This window comes from Burkholderia sp. MSMB1589WGS, assembly GCF_001636105.1.
Classification (GTDB): domain Bacteria; phylum Pseudomonadota; class Gammaproteobacteria; order Burkholderiales; family Burkholderiaceae; genus Burkholderia; species Burkholderia humptydooensis.
Genome location: NZ_LNJT01000008.1, coordinates 907,589 through 924,538 on the forward strand (window position 1 = coordinate 907,589; position 16,950 = coordinate 924,538).

Annotated in this window: 13 protein-coding genes and 1 pseudogene; 5 read left to right on the forward strand and 9 right to left on the reverse strand. The window is 70.9% G+C overall.

The window, feature by feature from the left end:
• Positions 1-65: 65 nt before the first annotated feature.
• Positions 66-2,162 carry a TonB-dependent receptor gene (locus tag WT16_RS21810; protein ID WP_059928926.1) on the reverse strand — a complete coding sequence of 699 codons (2,097 nt, stop codon included), beginning with the start codon at positions 2,160-2,162 and terminating at the stop codon, positions 66-68.
• A gap of 495 nt (positions 2,163-2,657) precedes the next feature.
• On the opposite strand from WT16_RS21810, the gene WT16_RS21815 reads away from it, so the two are divergent.
• Entirely contained in the window at positions 2,658-3,863 is a 1,206-nt protein-coding gene (locus WT16_RS21815) for an MFS transporter (RefSeq protein ID WP_043282924.1), read from the forward strand.
• A gap of 36 nt (positions 3,864-3,899) precedes the next feature.
• Here WT16_RS21815 and WT16_RS21820 read toward each other — a convergent pair.
• From WT16_RS21820 to WT16_RS21845, 6 genes and pseudogenes are all read right to left on the reverse strand, one after another.
• A pseudogene (locus WT16_RS21820) lies at positions 3,900-4,988 on the reverse strand (NADP-dependent oxidoreductase); the annotation flags it as partial.
• A gap of 18 nt (positions 4,989-5,006) precedes the next feature.
• Complete coding sequence (locus WT16_RS21825) at positions 5,007-5,798, reverse strand: SDR family oxidoreductase (protein WP_015602475.1); 792 nt, start codon at positions 5,796-5,798, stop codon at positions 5,007-5,009.
• Positions 5,799-5,927: 129 nt separating this feature from the next.
• Entirely contained in the window at positions 5,928-6,698 is a 771-nt protein-coding gene (locus WT16_RS21830) for an SDR family oxidoreductase (protein WP_063534190.1), read from the reverse strand.
• A 33-nt stretch (positions 6,699-6,731) separates the two neighbouring features.
• Positions 6,732-7,421 (reverse strand): histidine phosphatase family protein, encoded by a 690-nt coding sequence (locus WT16_RS21835; protein ID WP_059928937.1) that lies wholly within the window; start codon positions 7,419-7,421, stop codon positions 6,732-6,734.
• Entirely contained in the window at positions 7,418-8,494 is a 1,077-nt protein-coding gene (locus WT16_RS21840) for a phosphotransferase family protein (protein WP_063534191.1), read from the reverse strand. The genes WT16_RS21835 and WT16_RS21840 overlap by 4 nt, the downstream gene beginning before the upstream one ends.
• Complete coding sequence (locus WT16_RS21845) at positions 8,491-9,726, reverse strand: acyl-CoA dehydrogenase family protein (RefSeq protein ID WP_063534192.1); 1,236 nt, start codon at positions 9,724-9,726, stop codon at positions 8,491-8,493. Before WT16_RS21845 ends, WT16_RS21840 begins: the two co-directional genes overlap by 4 nt.
• Positions 9,727-9,895: 169 nt before the next feature.
• On the opposite strand from WT16_RS21845, the gene WT16_RS21850 reads away from it, so the two are divergent.
• Both WT16_RS21850 and WT16_RS21855 read left to right on the forward strand, forming a co-directional pair.
• On the forward strand, positions 9,896-10,822 hold the full coding sequence (locus WT16_RS21850) for a LysR family transcriptional regulator (RefSeq protein WP_006027979.1): 927 nt from the start codon (positions 9,896-9,898) through the stop codon (positions 10,820-10,822).
• Positions 10,823-10,919: 97 nt separating this feature from the next.
• Positions 10,920-11,321, forward strand: a complete 402-nt coding sequence (locus WT16_RS21855) for an OsmC family protein (protein ID WP_063534193.1) — start codon at positions 10,920-10,922, stop codon at positions 11,319-11,321.
• Between the two features lie 39 nt (positions 11,322-11,360).
• Here WT16_RS21855 and WT16_RS21860 read toward each other — a convergent pair whose 3' ends face one another.
• Complete coding sequence (locus WT16_RS21860) at positions 11,361-12,242, reverse strand: Dyp-type peroxidase (RefSeq protein ID WP_063534194.1); 882 nt, start codon at positions 12,240-12,242, stop codon at positions 11,361-11,363.
• A 527-nt stretch (positions 12,243-12,769) separates the two neighbouring features.
• Between WT16_RS21860 and WT16_RS21865 the strand changes: the two genes are divergently transcribed.
• Entirely contained in the window at positions 12,770-14,734 is a 1,965-nt protein-coding gene (locus WT16_RS21865) for an ABC transporter ATP-binding protein (RefSeq protein WP_063534195.1), read from the forward strand.
• A 201-nt stretch (positions 14,735-14,935) separates the two neighbouring features.
• Here the strand turns inward: WT16_RS21865 and WT16_RS21870 are convergent, their stop codons facing one another.
• Positions 14,936-15,613: a DJ-1/PfpI family protein gene (locus WT16_RS21870; RefSeq protein ID WP_063534196.1), complete on the reverse strand. Its 678-nt coding sequence runs from the start codon at positions 15,611-15,613 to the stop codon at positions 14,936-14,938.
• A gap of 97 nt (positions 15,614-15,710) precedes the next feature.
• On the opposite strand from WT16_RS21870, the gene WT16_RS21875 reads away from it, so the two are divergent.
• Positions 15,711-16,790, forward strand: a complete 1,080-nt coding sequence (locus tag WT16_RS21875) for a GlxA family transcriptional regulator (RefSeq protein ID WP_082874959.1) — start codon at positions 15,711-15,713, stop codon at positions 16,788-16,790.
• Positions 16,791-16,950: the final 160 nt, after the last annotated feature.

Genomic DNA, 16,950 nt, shown 5'->3' on the forward strand with positions numbered 1-16,950 from the left:
AAACGAACGCCGGCGAACAGAAGAGGGGCGCGGACGGGCGGCGGATGTGCCCGCGCGGCGCGCGCTCAGAACGTCGTGCGCATCCCGACGGTCACGCTGCGCCCGCCCTGCGGCGCGATGTTGCGCACGACCGAGCTCGCGTAGCGGATGTCCTGGTTCGTCAGGTTGTCGCCGCGCAGATACGCGAGCCAGTTTGTCGCGCCAACGCGGAACCTGTACGTCAGCGCGACGCCGAGCGACGTATAGCCGTCGGTCGCGAGATCGTTCTCGGGCACCCGATGCTGCGCCCACGCATGCGTGACCTGCGCGCGCGCGCCGAACGGGCCGTAGCCGTAATCGGCCGCGAGCGTCGCGCGCAGCGGCGCGATCCGCGGCAGCGGCTCGCCCGTGTCCGCGTTGCGCGCATGCGTATAGTCGGCGCTCAGCTCGAGATCGACGCGATGCCCGCGCTTCTCGAACGCGCGCCACTTGCCTTCGAGCTCGACGCCGTAGAACTCCGCGCGCACGCCGCGATAGACGGCCTCGCGCAGCGCGTCGCCGGCGCCCGCCGCCACGGGCGCGCCTTCGTCGTCGACGAGCCGTCCGGTGTCGTATTCGGCCAGATAGTTCCGAAAGCGGCTGTAGAACACGCCGACGCTGCCGCGGTTCGGCCCGCTCGCGTAGCGCAGCGCGAGATCGGTCGACACCGCCTTCTCCTTCGGCGCGTCCGGCAGGCCGATCAGGTATTGCCCCGTCGCGCCGTGCGGGCCGTTCGCGTACAGCTCGTAGAACGTCGGCGCGCGCTCCGTGTACGACACGTTGCCCGCGAGCGACCACGCGGGCGCGAGCTGGTACAGCGCGCCCGCCGACACGCTGCCCGCATTGAAATCGCGCGAGCGCGCGAAGCTGAACTTGTCGTCGCCGTTCGCGCTCGGGTCGAGCCGCACGTGCTCGATCCGCGCGCCGGCGGACAGCTTCAGCGCATCGGTGGCCTGCCACTCCTCGAGGCCGAACAGCGCGACGCTCGTCGTGCGCGTCGTCGGCGCGAGCGCCTCGCCGCCGAGCGCGGAAAACGTGTTCTGGCCGACCTGCACGCCGAGCGCGCCGTCGAGCGGGCCGAGCTTGCGGTGACGCGCCTCGACGCGCGCCTCGTAGCCGTGGTTGCGGAACGTCGTGCCCGTCACGCCGTCCTCGATTTCACGGTGCAGATAGTTCGTGTAGCCGAAGTCGAATTTCAACTGCGAGAACGGCCCGCGCAAATTGCGCACTTCCGATGCGACCGCGACGCGCTCCTGCCGCATCTGCAGCCGCGCGTCGGTTTCGGCGACCGAGCCGTAGTTCGATTCGTAGCCGCTGTACGACGCGCCGACGTAGCCGTCGGCCCACGTGTACGAGCCGCCCGCCGCGCCGCCGTAGCGGCGGCCGTCGCTGTTCGGCAGCTTGCCGTACGGCTGGCTTGCGTCTTCGCCGTCGAGCGCGCGCTGGCGCGCCGAATGCGCATAGCCTGGGATACGCAACGCGTCGGTCTCGCGGCTGAACGCATCGAGATGGAACGCGAAGCGGCCGTTGCCGCCTTCGACGAGCGCCGCGCCCGCGCGCGCGTTGTTCGCGCCGCCGTAGCTCGCGTCGACCGCGCCCGTGACGCCCGTGACCGCTTCGCGCGGAATCCGGTTGTCGATCGTGTTGACGACGCCGCCGACCGCGTTGCCGCCGTACAGCAGCGCCGCCGGCCCGCGCACGATCTCGACGCGCTCGACGGTCAGCGGGTCCTGCGGCACCGCGTGGTCGTATGACAGCGACGACGCGTCGTACGCGGCGACGCCGTTCTGCAAAAGCCGGATGCGGTCGCCGTCCATCCCGCGGATGATCGGGCGGCCGACGAGCGGGCCGTAGGTCGTCGTCGACACGCCGGGCAGGCCGTTCAGCGTGTCGCCGAGCGAGTCGGCGCGACGCAGCGTCAGCTCTGCGCCGGACAGCGACGCGGTCGGCGAAGTCAGCGCCGATGCGCCAAGCGGGTTCGCGGTGACGAAGATCGGCGCGAGCGCCGTCTCGGGCGGCGCGTTCGGCGAACGGTCGGCTGGCGGCGCGCCCGTCTCGCCATGCGCAAGACTCGCGGCGAGCAGCAGCGATAAGGGATGCAGCCTGCGGGCGAAGGGCGGCGCGATACGTCGGTGGTCATCCATTGCGGTAATCGGTGTAGTGGTGTCGAGGTCGACGGAATCACGGGTCGAATCGCGCGGCGATAGAGAAACGATATAACGTATCAATTTCGGCGCGCATGGAGGCCCGTGGCGGAGCACATCGGCGGCCGGTTCGTCGGGTGCTGCGGTGTGCGCCCGGCTCGAGTCGGCCTGCGATGGGCTTGATATGTTATATCATTTCAAATTATGTAACAAATTGCTTACGGCGGCGTTGGCACTGATGCTGATGCCGGCGTCAGCGCCGCGAGCCATGCTGATGCGTCGCCGCGCGATTGCCGGGACGGCATCGGTCGGGCACGCGCGGCGACGAATCGGCGTTTCGACCAAAACGCGAATTCGTGCGGGTCGCGCGTCATGTGCCCGCGCAGTGACGCCGTTCGCGACCCAGTATCGTCACGACACGCGCCGCCCGGCCGCGCGCATCGGCGTGATATCGTCGGGCGCTCGCAAACCGGCAAAGTCCTTTCAGTTTCACGCATGCATCCTCTCCGATCGATCCTCCCGCTCGCCCTGTTGACCGCCGTCGGGCTCCTCGCCACCGACCTGTATCTCCCCGCCGTGCCGTCGCTGCCGCAGCAGCTCGGCGGCTCGATCGAAAGCGCGCAGGCGACGCTCGCCGCGTTCTCGGCCGCGCTCGCCGTGTCGCAGCTCGTCTGGGGCGCCGCCGCCGACCGCTTCGGGCACCGCCGCACGCTCGCGTTCGCGGTGCTGCTGCAACTCATCGCGGGCGCCGCGTGCGCGCTCGCGCCGTCGATGGGCGCGCTGATCGGCGCGCGCGTCGCGCAGGGCTTCGGGGTGGGCGCGGCGACGGTCATCGTCCCCGCGCTCGTCCGGCAGTCGTTCGGCGACGGCGGCGCGGTCCGCGCGCTCGCATGGCTCGGCATCGTCGAAAGCGCGGTGCCGGGACTCGCGCCCGTCGTCGGCGCGGCGCTCCTCGTCGTCGCCGACTGGCGGATGAGCTTCTGGATCATCGTCGCGCTGTCCGCTGTCGCGGCGCCGCTCGTGTTCCGCGCGATTCCCGCGGCTCGCGCGACGCGCGCGCCCGCGCATGCGAGCGCCAACGCGCGCGCGGGCGGCTATCGGCGGTTGCTGCGCTCGCCCGTCTATCTCGGCTACGCGCTCGGTCACGCGCTCTGCTTCGCCGCGCTGCTCGCGTTCGTCGCGAGCGCGCCGCAGGTCGTCGAGATCTGGCTCGGCGCGGGGCCGTCGACGTTCAGCCTGATGCAGGCGTGCGGCGTCGCCGCGTTCATGCTGACCGCCGCGCGCAGCGGCAAATGGTCCGACGCGCTCGGCCTCGACCGGATCATCTCGCTCGGCGCGCTGCTGCAGTTCGCGGCGTCGGCCGCGTTCCTGCTGCTCGCGTACGCCGATTGGCGTTCGACGGCGCTCGTCGTCGCATCGTGGATGCTGTTCTGCGGCTCGCTCGGCTTGCGCGGGCCGGCGTCGATGGCGCGCGCGCTCGCGGCCGAGCCCGCCGTCGCAGGACGCGCGGCCGGACTGCTGATGTTCTTCGGGCTCGGCGGCGCGGCGCTCGCGACGCAGGCCGTCGCGCCGTTCCTGCCTCTCGGGCTCGCGCCCGTCGCGTGGATGTGCGCGGGCTTCACGCTCGCGAGCGGCGCGGTCGTGCTGTGGGGAATCGCGATGCGCGACAGGCATCGCGCAGCGGCGACGGAAGTTGCGTGAGCCGGCCGGAGGCGCGCGCCGGCGCTGCCCGCCCGATCACGCCTGCGGATCGACCCGCAGCACGAGCTTGCCGCGATGGCTGCCGTCGAACAGGCGATTCAGCACGTCGGGCGCGTTGGTCAGCCCGTCGGCGACGGTTTCCTCGGCCTTCAGCCGGCCGTCGCGCAGCCAGCCCGCGAGCGTCGCGATCGCTTCGCGGCTCTTCCGGTAATCGAGGATCAGGAAGCCGCGCATCGTCAGCCGCTTCGCGATCAGCACGCTGACGTCGTCGGACGGCCGCCCGCTGTTGTAGTTCGCGATCACGCCGCACAGCGCGACGCGTCCGCCGATCGCCATCCGCGAGAGCACCGCGCGCATGATCTCGCCGCCGACGTTCTCGAAGTTCACGTGCACGCCGTCGGGCGTCGCGTCCTTCAGCGCGCGCTTCCAGTCGTCGGACTTGTAATCGACGGCCGCGTCGAAGCCGAGCTCATCGGTCAGATAGCGGCACTTGTCCGCGCCGCCCGCGATGCCGACGACGCGCGCGCCATGAATCTTGCCGATCTGCCCGGCAACGGAGCCGACCGAGCCCGCGGCCGCCGACACGACGAGCGTCTCGCCCGGCTGCACCGGCGCGATCTCGGTGAGCCCGTAGTACGCGGTGAGCCCGCTCATCCCGCACGCGCCGAGCAGGCGCGGCAGCGGCAGACCGAGCGCGGCGGGCAGCTTCGTGTAGTGCGCGGCTTCGCCGGCGCGCACGTGCGCGTAGTCCTGCCAGCCGACGAGCCCTTGCACGAGATCGCCCTCGGCGAACCCCGGCGCGTTCGACGCGACGACGCGGCCGATGCCGAGCGCGCGCATCACGTCGCCGATCGCCACCGGCGGCAGATATTGCGGGATGTCGCTCATCCAGACGCGATTGGTCGGGTCCATCGACAGATACAGCACGCGCACGAGCAGCTCGCCCGGCCCGAGCGCGGGCAGCGGCGCTTCGGCGAGCGTGAAGTGCTCCTGGCCGACGCGCCCGTCGGGGCGCGCCTTCAGACGCAGTTGGCGATTGACGGGGGTGGACATGGGCATCACCTTCGAGGGTGGGAATGGAAACGGACGGCGTGCGCCCGCATCGGCGACCGCCGCGAGTGCGCCGCCGACGCATGCGCGGCGTCAGACCGCGCACATCCCGCCGTCGATCACGAGCTCCGCGCCCGTCACGTAGCGGCTCTCGTCGGACGCGAGATAAACGGCCGCATACGCGACGTCGTCCGGCTCGCCGAGCCGGCGCATCGGCACGCCGCGCGCGAGCTTGCGCGCCGCCTCCTTCTCGCCGACCTGCCGGACGATCGGCGCGACGATGCCGGTCATGATGAACGACGGATGGATCGAGTTGCAGCGCACCTCGGTCTGCCGGCGCGCGCAGTCGACCGCGATCGACTTCGTCAGCGACGCGACCGCCGCCTTCGACGCGTTGTACGCGGTGTAGTCGGGCTCCTGCTTGAACGCGGCGACCGACGAGATGTTGACGATCGACGCGGGCGCGCCCGCCTCCAGATACGGCAGCGCGTGCTTCGTGCCGAGCACGATGCTCTCGACGTTGATCGCCATCACGCGCCGCCATTCGTCGCGCTCGATCTGCCCGACCGCACCGAACGAGCCGACGCCCGCGTTGTGCACGAGCACCGACAGCCCGCCCATCGCGTCGCTCGCCTGCGAAAGCCGCGCCGCCCACTGCGCTTCGTCGGCGACGTCCTGACCGGCCGCCCACGCGACGCGCTCGCCCGCCGCGCCGTTCAGCTCGGCGGCGAACGCATCGAGCACGGCCGCGTCGACGATGTCGGTCAGGAACACCTTCGCGCCCTGCTCGGCCATCCGACGCGCGATCGCGCGCCCGAGGCCGCCCGCCGCGCCGGTGATGAATGCGCGCTTGCCGGCAAGACGCGGCGCCAGATTCTTCGTCATGAACACTCCCTGTCGTTTTCGATGTGCGCTCGTCGCATGCGCGCTTCGCGCGCGTGCATGAAATCAGCCGCTCGGTCATCGGCAATCGGCCGCCGGTCGCGAGGAGTCAACCATCGCCCCTATCGCCCATCAAACCGACAAATACCCGCCGTCGACGTTCAGCACCGTCCCCGTCGTATAGCTCGACGCCGCCGATGCAAGATACAGCACCGCGCCCGCCATCTCCGTCGGCTGCGCGGCGCGCCGCATCGGCACGTGCGCGAGCACCTGCTTGAGCACGTCGGGCGTCTGCGTGAGCGCCGACGCGAACTTCGTGTCGGTCAGCCCCGGCAGCAGCGCGTTGCAGCGCACGCCGCTCGCCGCGCATTCGATCGCGAACGCCTTCGTCATCGAAATCACCGCCGCCTTCGTGATCGAGTAGATACCCTGCCAGTAGCCCGGAATCACGCCGTTCACCGACGCGACGTTGACGATCGATCCGCCGCCGCCCTTGCTCATCAGCCTCGCGCCGCGGCTCGACATGAAGAAGTAGCCGCGGATGTTCACGTCGACGGTCTTCTGGAACGCGCCGAGATCCGTATCGACGATCGGCCCGTAGTACGGATTCGTCGCCGCGTTGTTGACGAGCACGTCGAGGCGCCCGTGCCTGCCTTCGAGCGACGCGAAGAGCGCATCGATCTGGCCGAGCTCGCCGATGTGGCACACGGCCGCCTCGGCCGAGCCGCCCGCCTCGACGATCTCGCTCGCGACCGCGCGGCAATCATCGATGCGCCGGCTCGTGACGACGACGTGCGCGCCGAATGCGCCGAGCAGCTTCGCGGCTTCCGCGCCGATGCCGCGGCTGCCGCCGGTGACGACGGCGATCTTGCCGGACAGGTCGAACAGGTTGGGTGCGGTCATGGAGGATATCCTGAATCGATGAAGGAAACGGAATCAGCGGTGCGTGACGAGCCGCTCGCCATCCGCTCCGTCGAGGTGCGGCCAGCCGTTGTACGTCGTCACGCGCGCGCCGCCGCGGCCGATCCTGATCCGGGTCACGCTCGTGTTGACGAGCGGCCACGCGAGCTCGAAGCTGCGCTCGATCGGCACGCCGAACAGCGCCGCGACGATCACGCCGATCGGTCCACCCGACGTGAACGCCCAGATCTCGCGCGCCGGCTGCCCCGCGAGCGCGTCCCACGCGGCGAGCGTGCGCGCGCGGAATTCGGGCCACGCGCAGCCGTAATCGCCGTCGTGCGCGCCGCCCGTCCAGCGCGCGACGGCCGCCGCGAACAGCGCCTGGAACGCGCGGCGCGGATCGGCTTGCGTCCCCATCGCGCGCAGCAGCGCGTCGCGCGACGCGAGCGCCGGCCGATGGCGCGCGATCAGTTCGTCCGCGTCGAGCTCGTCGAGGCCCGCGAGCGCGAGCCGCGGCGCGTCGACGCCCGCCGCGCGCGCGCAGCCGTCGGCCGTCTGCGCATGGCGGCGCAGCGTGCCGGTGGCGATCAGCCCGGGCCGCCGCGCGCCGCGCGCCATCCACGCGCCGAGCCGCGCCGATTGCTCGTCGCCGAGCGGCGACAGGCAATCGTAGTCGGCCGCATCGAAGCTCGCCTGCGCGTGGCGGATCAGGAACAGCTCGGTCATCGGGCGCCCCCGGCCGCCTCGATCACGCGCCGGCAGCGCTCGCCGAGATAGCGCACGACCGCGCCGAGGCCCGCGAACTGCGCGTTCGTCGTGTGGCCGAGCACGAAGCGCCGGTAGATCTGCTGCGCAATCACCATCAGCCGGAACAGGCCGAACACTTCGTAGAACACGAAGCCGCCGACGTCGAGCCCCGTGCGCGCGCCGTAGTACTCGATGAGCTCGCGGCGCGTCATCATCCCGTCGACGTGCGTCGGCTGGCGGCGCATCGCGACGAACGCGGGATCGTCGTCGGCCTGCGCCCAGTACGCGAGCGAGCCGCCGAGATCCATCAGCGGATCGCCGAGCGTCGCCATCTCCCAGTCGAGCACGCCGACGATCGACAGCGGATCGGCCGGATCGAGCACGACGTTGTCGAAGCGATAGTCGTTGTGGATCACGCAGATGCGGCGCTCGCCCGCCGGGCGATGGCGTTCGAGCCACGCGAGCACGTCGTCGCACGGGTTCGTGCCGTCGGTGAGCGCCTTGCGCCAGCGCTCGCCCCAGCCGCTCAACTGGCGCGCGACGTAGCCTTCGCCCTTGCCGAGCGCCGCGATCTCCGGGCGCGACGCATCGATCGCGTGCAACTCGATCAGCCGATCGACGAAGCGCTCGCACAGCTTGCGCACGCCCGCGCGGTCGAGCTTCAGCTCGGCGGGCAGCTCGCGCCGCAGGATCACGCCGGCGATGCGCTCCATCACGTAGAACTCGCTGCCGAGCACCGCAGGGTCGTCGCAGCGCGCGAGAATCGCCGGCACGTGGCGGTAGTCGGGCGCGAGCGCCGCCATCACCGCCGCCTCCCGCAGCATGTCGTGCGCGGTGCCGGCCTTCGCACCCGCGGGCGGGCGCCTGAGCACCATCTCGCGATCGCCATAGCCGATCAGATAGGTCAGGTTCGACGCGCCGCCGTGGAACTGCCGGATGCGCGGCTCGCCGCTCAATCCCGGAACGCGCGACTTCAGGTATGCATCGAGCTTCGCCGCGTCGAGCCGGTCTTCGTCGCGCACGTCGCGCGCATCGTCGAGGCGCACGCTCATGCGGCGGCCTCCGCCGCGGCGAGCTGCCGCTTCACCTCGAGCCTCGCGACGACCGCGCGATGCACCTCGTCCGGCCCGTCCGCGATCCGCAGCACGCGCGCGTACGCGTAGAGCGCGGCGAGCGGAAAGTCGTTCGACAGGCCCGCGCCGCCGTGGATCTGGATCGCCGCGTCGGCCGCCTGCTGCGCGACCGCAGGCACGACGACCTTGATCTGCGAGATCAGCGACAGCGCCGCCTTCACGCCCTGCGTGTCGATCGTCCACGCGGCCTTCAGCGTCAGCAGGCGCGCCTGCTCGATCGCCATGCGCAGGTTCGCGACGATGTCGCCGTTGCCGCCGAGCTTCACGAGCGGCTTGCCGAACGCGGTGCGCGCCGTCGCGCGCGCGCACAGCAGCGTGAGCGCCTTCTCCGCCGCGCCGAGCGCGCGCATGCAGTGGTGGATGCGGCCCGGGCCGAGCCGGCCCTGCGCGATCTCGAAGCCGCGCCCCGGCCCGAGGATCACGTTCGACGCCGGCAGCCGCACGTTCGTAAAGCTGACTTCGCCGTGGCCCGAAGGCTCGTCGTACGCATTGAACACCGGCAGCATCCGCTCGATCTTCACGCCAGGCGCGTCGAGCGGGCACAGCACCATCGTGTGCCGGCGATGCGGCTCCGCCTCCGGATCGGTGAGCCCCATGAAGATCACGACGCGCGCGAGCGGATGGCCGATGCCGGTCGACCACCACTTGCGGCCATTCAGCACGACTTCGTCGCCCTCGATCCTGGCCGTCGCCCGCATGTTCGTCGCGTCCGAGGACGCCACCTCCGGCTCCGTCATGCAGAACGCCGAGCGGATCTCGCCCGCGAGCAGCGGCTCGAGCCAGCGGCGGCGCTGCTCGGGCGAGCCGTAGCGCGCGAGCACCTCCATGTTGCCGGTGTCGGGCGCGTTGCAGTTGAACACCTCGGGCGCGATGAACGAGTGCCCCATCAGCTCGGCGAGCGGCGCGTACTCGGCGTTCGACAGCCCCGCGCCGCCGTGCTCGACCTCGGGCAGGAACAGGTTCCAGAGGCCGGCCGCGCGCGCCTTCGCCTTCAGCGTTTCCATCACGTCGGGCTGCCGCCAGCGGCGCCAGTCGGCGCTGCCCGTCAATTGCTCGACATAGCGCGCCTCGACGGGCGCGATCTCGTCGCGCACGAAGCCCGCGATGCGCTCGCTCAGTTCGCGGCCGCGGGCCGAAGGGGAGAAATCCACGGCGTCTCCGGATAGTCGGTTCGAATGCAAACGAGCGTACGCGATCCTCGACAATCGATGAAATGAATATTTATTATGCAAGGACATAGACGTCATTGATGGGCTTTCGCGATCGCGCAAGCCGCGCCGATACGTCGGAACGCCAACGCCTCGAAACGCCGGAACGCCGATGCAGCCCGACCACCGACTCGACCTGAACCTGTTCCGCGTGCTCGACGCGGTCTACGCGCAGGGCGGCATCAGCGCCGCCGCCCGCGCGCTGCACCTGACGCAGCCGGCCGTCACGCACGCGCTGAACCGGCTGCGCGCGCACTTCGGCGATCCGCTGTTCGTGCGGCAGGGCAACAAGGTCGTGCCGACCGAGCGCACGCGCGCGGTGATCGCGGACGTCCAGCTCCATCTGAAAGGTCTGCAGGGCGCGGCGCGCGCGCAGACGCGCTTCAGCCCGGACGCGCTCGACATGCGCTTCGTCGTCGGCGTGCGCGACGTGCTCGAATCGATCGCGCTGCCGCAGCTCGTCGAGGCGCTCGCGCGCGACGCGCCCGGCGTGCGGCTCGTGAGCCGCCGCGTGCCGGTTGCCGACATCGAGCGCGAGCTCGGCAGCGGCAACCTCGATCTCGCGATCGAGCGCCGCGTGCCCGCCGGGCCGCGAATGGCCGCCGAATACGTGGCGGATGACACGCTCGTCGTCGCGATGCGGCGCGACCATCCGCTCGCGGGCGCGCCGCTGCGCCGCGCCGACTATTTCGCCGCGCGGCACGTGACGGTGTCGCCGCTCGGCGAGCCGCACACGCTCGACGTGCTGCTCGGCGCCGACGGGCGCTTCCGGCAGATCCAGCTCGTCTGCCAGCACTACTTCGCCGCGTGCCAGATCGCGGCGTCGGGCGACCTGCTGCTGACGCTGCCGCGCTCTTACGCGCTGCGGATGACGCGGCTGCTGCCGATCGCGGTGCTGCCGCTGCCGCTGCGGCTCAAGCCCTACCCGATCCTCGCGTACTGGCACGAGTCGCGCGAGCTCGACCGCGCGCACCAGTGGTTCCGGCAGCGCGTGATCGACGTCGTGCGCGCCGCGTCGTCGCATCCCGCCGGCGCGTAGGCATCGCTGCAGGCGCGCGCGAAGCCGTTTATGCTCGCCTATCGTGACCGTGGCCGGCGCGCCGGCCCGCTCCTTCCCCTTACCTCGAGAACACGCCATGCCGCTCATTCACGCCACCGCCGAAATGGCCCCCGACGCGCCGAACTACGTCGTCGACCTCGAAGCCGGAAAGCACCGCCTGCAAGGCGACGAGAACGAGCACGAGGGCGGCGGCAACGTCGGCCCCGCGCCGTACGAGCTCGTGCTGTCGGGGCTCGCCGCGTGCACGGTCGCGACGCTGCGGATGTACATGCGGCGCAAGGCCTGGCCGGCCGCGCGCCTCGCCGCGCGCGCCGAGCTGCATGTCGACCGCGCGGGCGCGCAATACGTGCGGCGCACGATCGTCGTCGACGGCGCGCTCGACGACGCGCAGCGCACGCGGCTCGCGGAAATCGCCGAAAAGACGCCGGTCACGCTGTTCATCAAGCGCGGGACGCGGATCGAGACGACGTTGAAGTGACGGGCGCGCGGACACCCGCGCGACGCCGCCGCGCCGCCGTTACAGTCCGAGCGCCGACAGATCGAGCTTGCCGTCCTTGACGGGCGGACACCAGAAGAACGAGCCGGTGATCGGCTGCGTGAAGCGAAACAGGCCGTCGTGCACGCCGTCGGTCGCGCCGATCATCCTGCGCATCTGCACTTCGAATGCGCGGAACGAATGGCCGAACGCGACGAAGTACAGACCGGCGCGGCGCTCGTCCGCCCACGGCGACGAGCGGCGCAGCACCTTCGCCTCCGGCTCGAAGCTCTCCTGCTCGGTGCGCTTCACGTGCGCGTACGCGGGCGCGTCTTCGAGCTCCTCGTTGTCTTCCTTGCGGCGGCCGATGACCCGGTCCATCTCGTCGCCCGGAATCTCGCGCATCTTGCCGAAGTCGTGCACCCATTGCTGGACCGCGACGAAGCTCGCGCCGTCGAGCCCCGCGCCCTTGCCGGACACGAACGCGGCTTCGAGCGCCTCGTCGCCTTCCGGGTTCTCGGTGCCGTCCTCGTAGCCGGACAGGTCGCGGTCGTCCGCGTAGCGGAACGCGTTCGCCGCGGCGTCGAGCTCGAACGCGGGCGCGACGAGCTGCTCGATGTCGCGCGAGCGCACGGTGGCCGCGCCGAGATCGTCGGCGCGCAGCCAGACCCACAGCGCCGCGGGCGTCGACGGCACCGGCGCGCCCGGCACCGACAGTTCGGGAAACTCCTTCAGGCCGTCGATCTTCTTGTCGAGCGCCTGCACGAGCGACAGCCCGATGCCGATCACCGTGCCGGCGCCGTCGAGCGCGTCGCGCAACGCGGCGAGCACGCTCGCCGCATGCTCCGGATGCGCGATCCGGAAGGACAGGTAGCGGCTCGCGGCCGGAATCGGAGCCAGAATGCCTGGTTGAAAGTCGCTCATCGTTTCCTCGGTCAATGGTCGGTTCTACAGGGGGACGCCGGATTGTCCCATAACGTCGGGACATGTTCGGGACATGCCCGTTCGGGACGTGCCCGTTCGGGACATGCCCGCGCGATGCAATCGCGACGCTCGCCGAGACCCGATGTCCCCCCCGCCTTCCAACCCCGGCGGTCGCGGCGCGCCGCGACGCCGCGTGTCGAATCAGCAACATCCATTCGTCTGACATTGCAGCAACGCGAAACGGCCGCTAGAATCGCTTCACGAGCTGAACTTCGCTCGCTTTCATTCCACTCACTCAACGCTCGAAGGAGGTGCCAGATGTCGCAAATGCATGTTGCCTCCTCGATGGCAGTTCCACGGCGCGCATCTTAAGTCGTCGTCTTCGCGGGCCACGCTCCGGCCCGCCCAGCTTCCGGACAGTTTTTCGCCTTCGCTTCGCGCGCTGACGCGCAGCGGCGTCCGTCCGGCTTTTGTTTCGAACAACAATCGACAAGTCCCGTCCGCCACGAGCGGCCGGGCCCCGACAAATGGCCCAGAAAACTCCTCATCCGGGCGGACGCGCGTTTACCGACGTGCTCGCGTTCACCTTCCGGCACTGGCGCGCGCAACCCGCGCGCATCGCCGCCATCGCCTTCTTCGCACTCGCCACCGCGCTCGGCGACGTGCTGACGCCGCTCTTCGCGGGACGCCTCATCGACGCGCTGTCGCACGGCGTCGCCGCCGCCGACAAGGCCGGCGCATGGAGCCGCGCGCTGCACGCGTTCGGCGTGCTGATCGGCATCGGCGCAGCATGCACGCTGCTGCGGCAGGCGGCGTTCCGCAACATCATCGTGCTGACGCTCGAGATGATGAGCGAAATCGCGGCGAACGCGTTTCATCGCGTGCAGCGCTTTTCGACCGACTGGCACGCGAACAGCTTCGCCGGCTCGACCGTGCGCAAGATCACGCGCGGCATGTGGGCGATCGACCTGCTCAACGACACGCTGCTCGTCGCGCTGCTGCCGTCCGTCGTGATGCTGACGGGCGCGACGCTGCTGCTCGGCCTGCACTGGCCGGTGATGGGCGCGGTGGTCGGCGGCGGCTCCGTCGTCTTCATCGCGGTGACGGTCACGATGTCGCTGCGCTACGTCGCGCCCGCCGCGCGGCTCGGCAACCTGTGGGACACGCGCATGGGCGGCGCGCTCGCCGACGCGGTGAGCTGCAACCCGGTCGTCAAGGCGTTCGGCGCGGAGACGCGCGAAGAGGCGCGGCTCGACGGCGTCGTGTCGAAGTGGCGCGCGCGCACCCGCCGCGCGTGGCGGCGCGGCACGCTGAACGGCGGCGTGCAGGGCGCGATGCTCGTCGCGATGCAGGCGGCGATCCTCGGCGCCGCGCTGTGGCTATGGGCGCACGATCGCGCGAGCATCGGCGACATCACGTTCGCGCTGACGACGTTCCTCGTGCTGCAAGGCTACCTGCGCGACATCGGCATGCACATCCGCAACCTGCAGCGCTCGGTCAACGACATGGAAGAGCTCGTGTCGCTCGAGCGGCAGCCGCTCGGGATCGACGACAAGCCGGGCGCGAAGCCGATCTCGATCACGCGCGGCGAGATCCGCTTCGAGCGCGTAACGTTCGGCTACAGCGGCGCGCACGCGAAGCCGCTGTACGACGACTTCTCGATCCGGATCGCGCCGGGCGAGCGGATCGGGCTCGTCGGGCATTCCGGGTCGGGCAAGACGTCGTTCATCAAGCTGATCCAGCGGCTTTACGATGTCGACGGCGGGTGCGTCACGATCGACGGGCAGAACATCGCGGACGTCACGCAGGCTTCGCTGCGCAGCCAGATCGCGATCGTCCAGCAGGAGCCGCTGCTGTTCCACCGCACGCTTGCCGAGAACATCGCGTACGCGCGGCCCGGCGTGACCCGCGCCGAGATCGAGCGCGCCGCGCGGCTCGCGAGCGCGCACGACTTCATCGACGCGCTGCCGCAGGGCTACGACACGCTCGTCGGCGAGCGCGGGATCAAGCTGTCGGGCGGCGAGCGGCAGCGCGTCGCGATCGCGCGCGCGTTCCTCGCCGATGCGCCGGTGCTGATCCTCGACGAAGCGACGTCGAGCCTCGACAGCGAAAGCGAAGTGCTGATCCAGCAGGCGATGGAGCGGCTGATGGTGGGGCGCACGACGCTCGTCGTCGCGCACCGGCTGTCGACGGTGCGCGCGCTCGATCGGCTGATCGTGCTCGACAAGGGGCGCGTGATCGAGGAAGGCAGCCACGATGAGCTGATCCGGCTCGAAGGCGGCGTCTACCGGCGGCTGTTCGAGCGGCAGGCGCTCGAGCTCGCGAAGGGGCTGATCGAGCAGACGGGCGGCGACATCGCCGACTGGCTGCGCGACGAGCATGACGGACGCGACGAGCGCAACGAGCGTGGCGAACGCGACAAGCCCGGCGTGCTCGACGGGAACCGCGACGGCGGGCAGGTCGACGATTCGGCCGTGGCGGTCGAGAAGTAGCGGCGGTTGGGACCGGGCGCGACGCGCCCGGCACGCGCCGAGACAACCGAAGTCGCGACGCCCGTTCAATCGATCGACACGCGGCTCGACTGGAGCGCCCGCAACCCGGCCCCCAGCCGAGACGCGGAGGATCGCATCGCGTCGAGGCCCCCGCGTCGATCGGTCAACACGCGATGCGCATCACCCGTCGGCCCGTTGCAGCTACAGCGCCGCCGCGACGCGCCCGACCACCTGCTCGCGCCGCGCGAGCGCCGGCTTCGACCGCTCACGCACGCGCTCGACGATCCGCGCCGGCGCGGTATCCGGATCGCCCGCGTCGAACGGCGGCGCCGGCGCATATTCGAGCTGCAACTGCACCGCCTGCGCGTCGTCCTCGCCGACGAGCTCCGCCGCGAGCGTCAACGCAAAATCGATCCCCGCCGTCACGCCGCCGCCCGTCACGAGATTGCCGTCGCGCACGACGCGCTCGCGCACCGGCGTCGCGCCGAGCGGCGCGAGCAGCGAATGGAACGCCCAGTGCGTCGTCGCGCGCCGCCCGCGCAGCAGCCCCGCCGCGCCGAGCACGAGCGCGCCCGTACACACCGAGCTCACGTAGCGCGCGTGCGCCGCGTGCCGGCGAATGAACGCGAGCGTGTCCGCATCCTCCATCAGTTCGGCGACGCCGACGCCGCCCGGCACGCAGATCACGTCGAGCGGCGGACAGTCGTCGAACGTCGCGTTCGGCGCAAGCACGAGCCCGCTGCTCGCCGTCACCGGCTCGCGCGTTTTCCAGACGAGCCGCACCGTGACGCCGGGCAGCGACGCGAACACGTCGTGCGGCCCGGTCAGGTCGAGTTGCTGCACCTGCGGAAACAACAGTAATCCCACTTCGATGGCCATGCGGAACCTCCTCCTTTTCATGAGCGTCATGCGTGTCACGCCGGCCCGGCCCAGCGCACCGCGCATCGTGGACAAACCGACTGTACGCAAGTACCGTATGGCGGATATGCCAAAGTCCCCACGTTTCCCGCCAACCTCGCCGCCAGCCTCGCCGCCGGCCGCGCTGCCCGCGCCCGAACCTGCCGCCGCGCGCCCGGTGCACGTGCTCGCGTTCGACGACGTGCAGTTGCTCGACGTCACCGGGCCGCTGCAGGTGTTCTCGACTGCGAACGACTTCGCCGCGCGCCGCGGGCTCGCGATTCCGTACGCGCCGAGCGTCGTCACCGCAGGCGCGCCTTCGGTCATGTCGTCGGCCGGGCTCGCGTTCGTCGCCGCGCCGCTGCCCGCCGCGCGCGAGCCGTCCGACACGCTGATCGTCGCGGGCGGCTGGGGCGTCTACGACGCCGCGCGCAATCCGCGGCTCGTCGACTGGGTGCGCCGCCGCGCGGCGCAAACGCGGCGCGTCGCGTCGGTGTGCTCGGGCGCGTTCGTGCTCGCCGCGGCCGGGCTGCTCGACGGCCGCCGCGCCGTCACGCACTGGTCGCGCTGCGACGAGCTCGCGCAACGCTATCCCGACGTGCGCGTCGAGCCCGATCCCATTTTCATCCGCGACGGCAACGTCTGGACGTCGGCGGGCGTCACGGCCGGCATCGATCTGGCGCTCGCGCTCGTCGAGGACGATCTCGGCCGCGCGCTCGCGCTCGACGTCGCGCGGCATCTCGTCGTATTTCTGAAGCGGCCGGGCGGCCAGGCGCAATTCAGCACCGCGCTGTCGCTGCAGCACGAGGGCGGCCGCTTCGGCGAACTGCACGCGTGGGCAGCCGCGAATCTCGGCGCGGACCTGTCGGTCGCGACGCTCGCCGCGCGCGCCGGCATGAGCGAGCGCAGCTTCATGCGCCGCTACCGCGAGACGACCGGCAAGACGCCCGCGCGGGCGATCGAGCAGATGCGCGTCGAAGTCGCGCGCAACCTGCTCGCCGACGCGCCGCTGCCGATCAAGCGGATCGCCGCGCGCTGCGGATTCGGCAGCGAGGAAACGATGCGCCGCAGCTTCCTGCGCATGCTCGGCGTGACGCCGCAGGCCTATCGCGAACGGTTCGCCTCGCATGGCGAGAAAAACGAAAATGTGCGACCCTAGGGTCTATTCACGCTCATGACGGGCTTGCCCTGGCCCTGACCACATGTCGACTCAACGGCTTTCCCGCTCGCATTTCTGGCGCCGCTCCTGAAGGAGCGGCATCGTCACGTCCCCACCACGACCATGCCGCCGCATCCGGCCGGCATTGCGTCGATCGCGC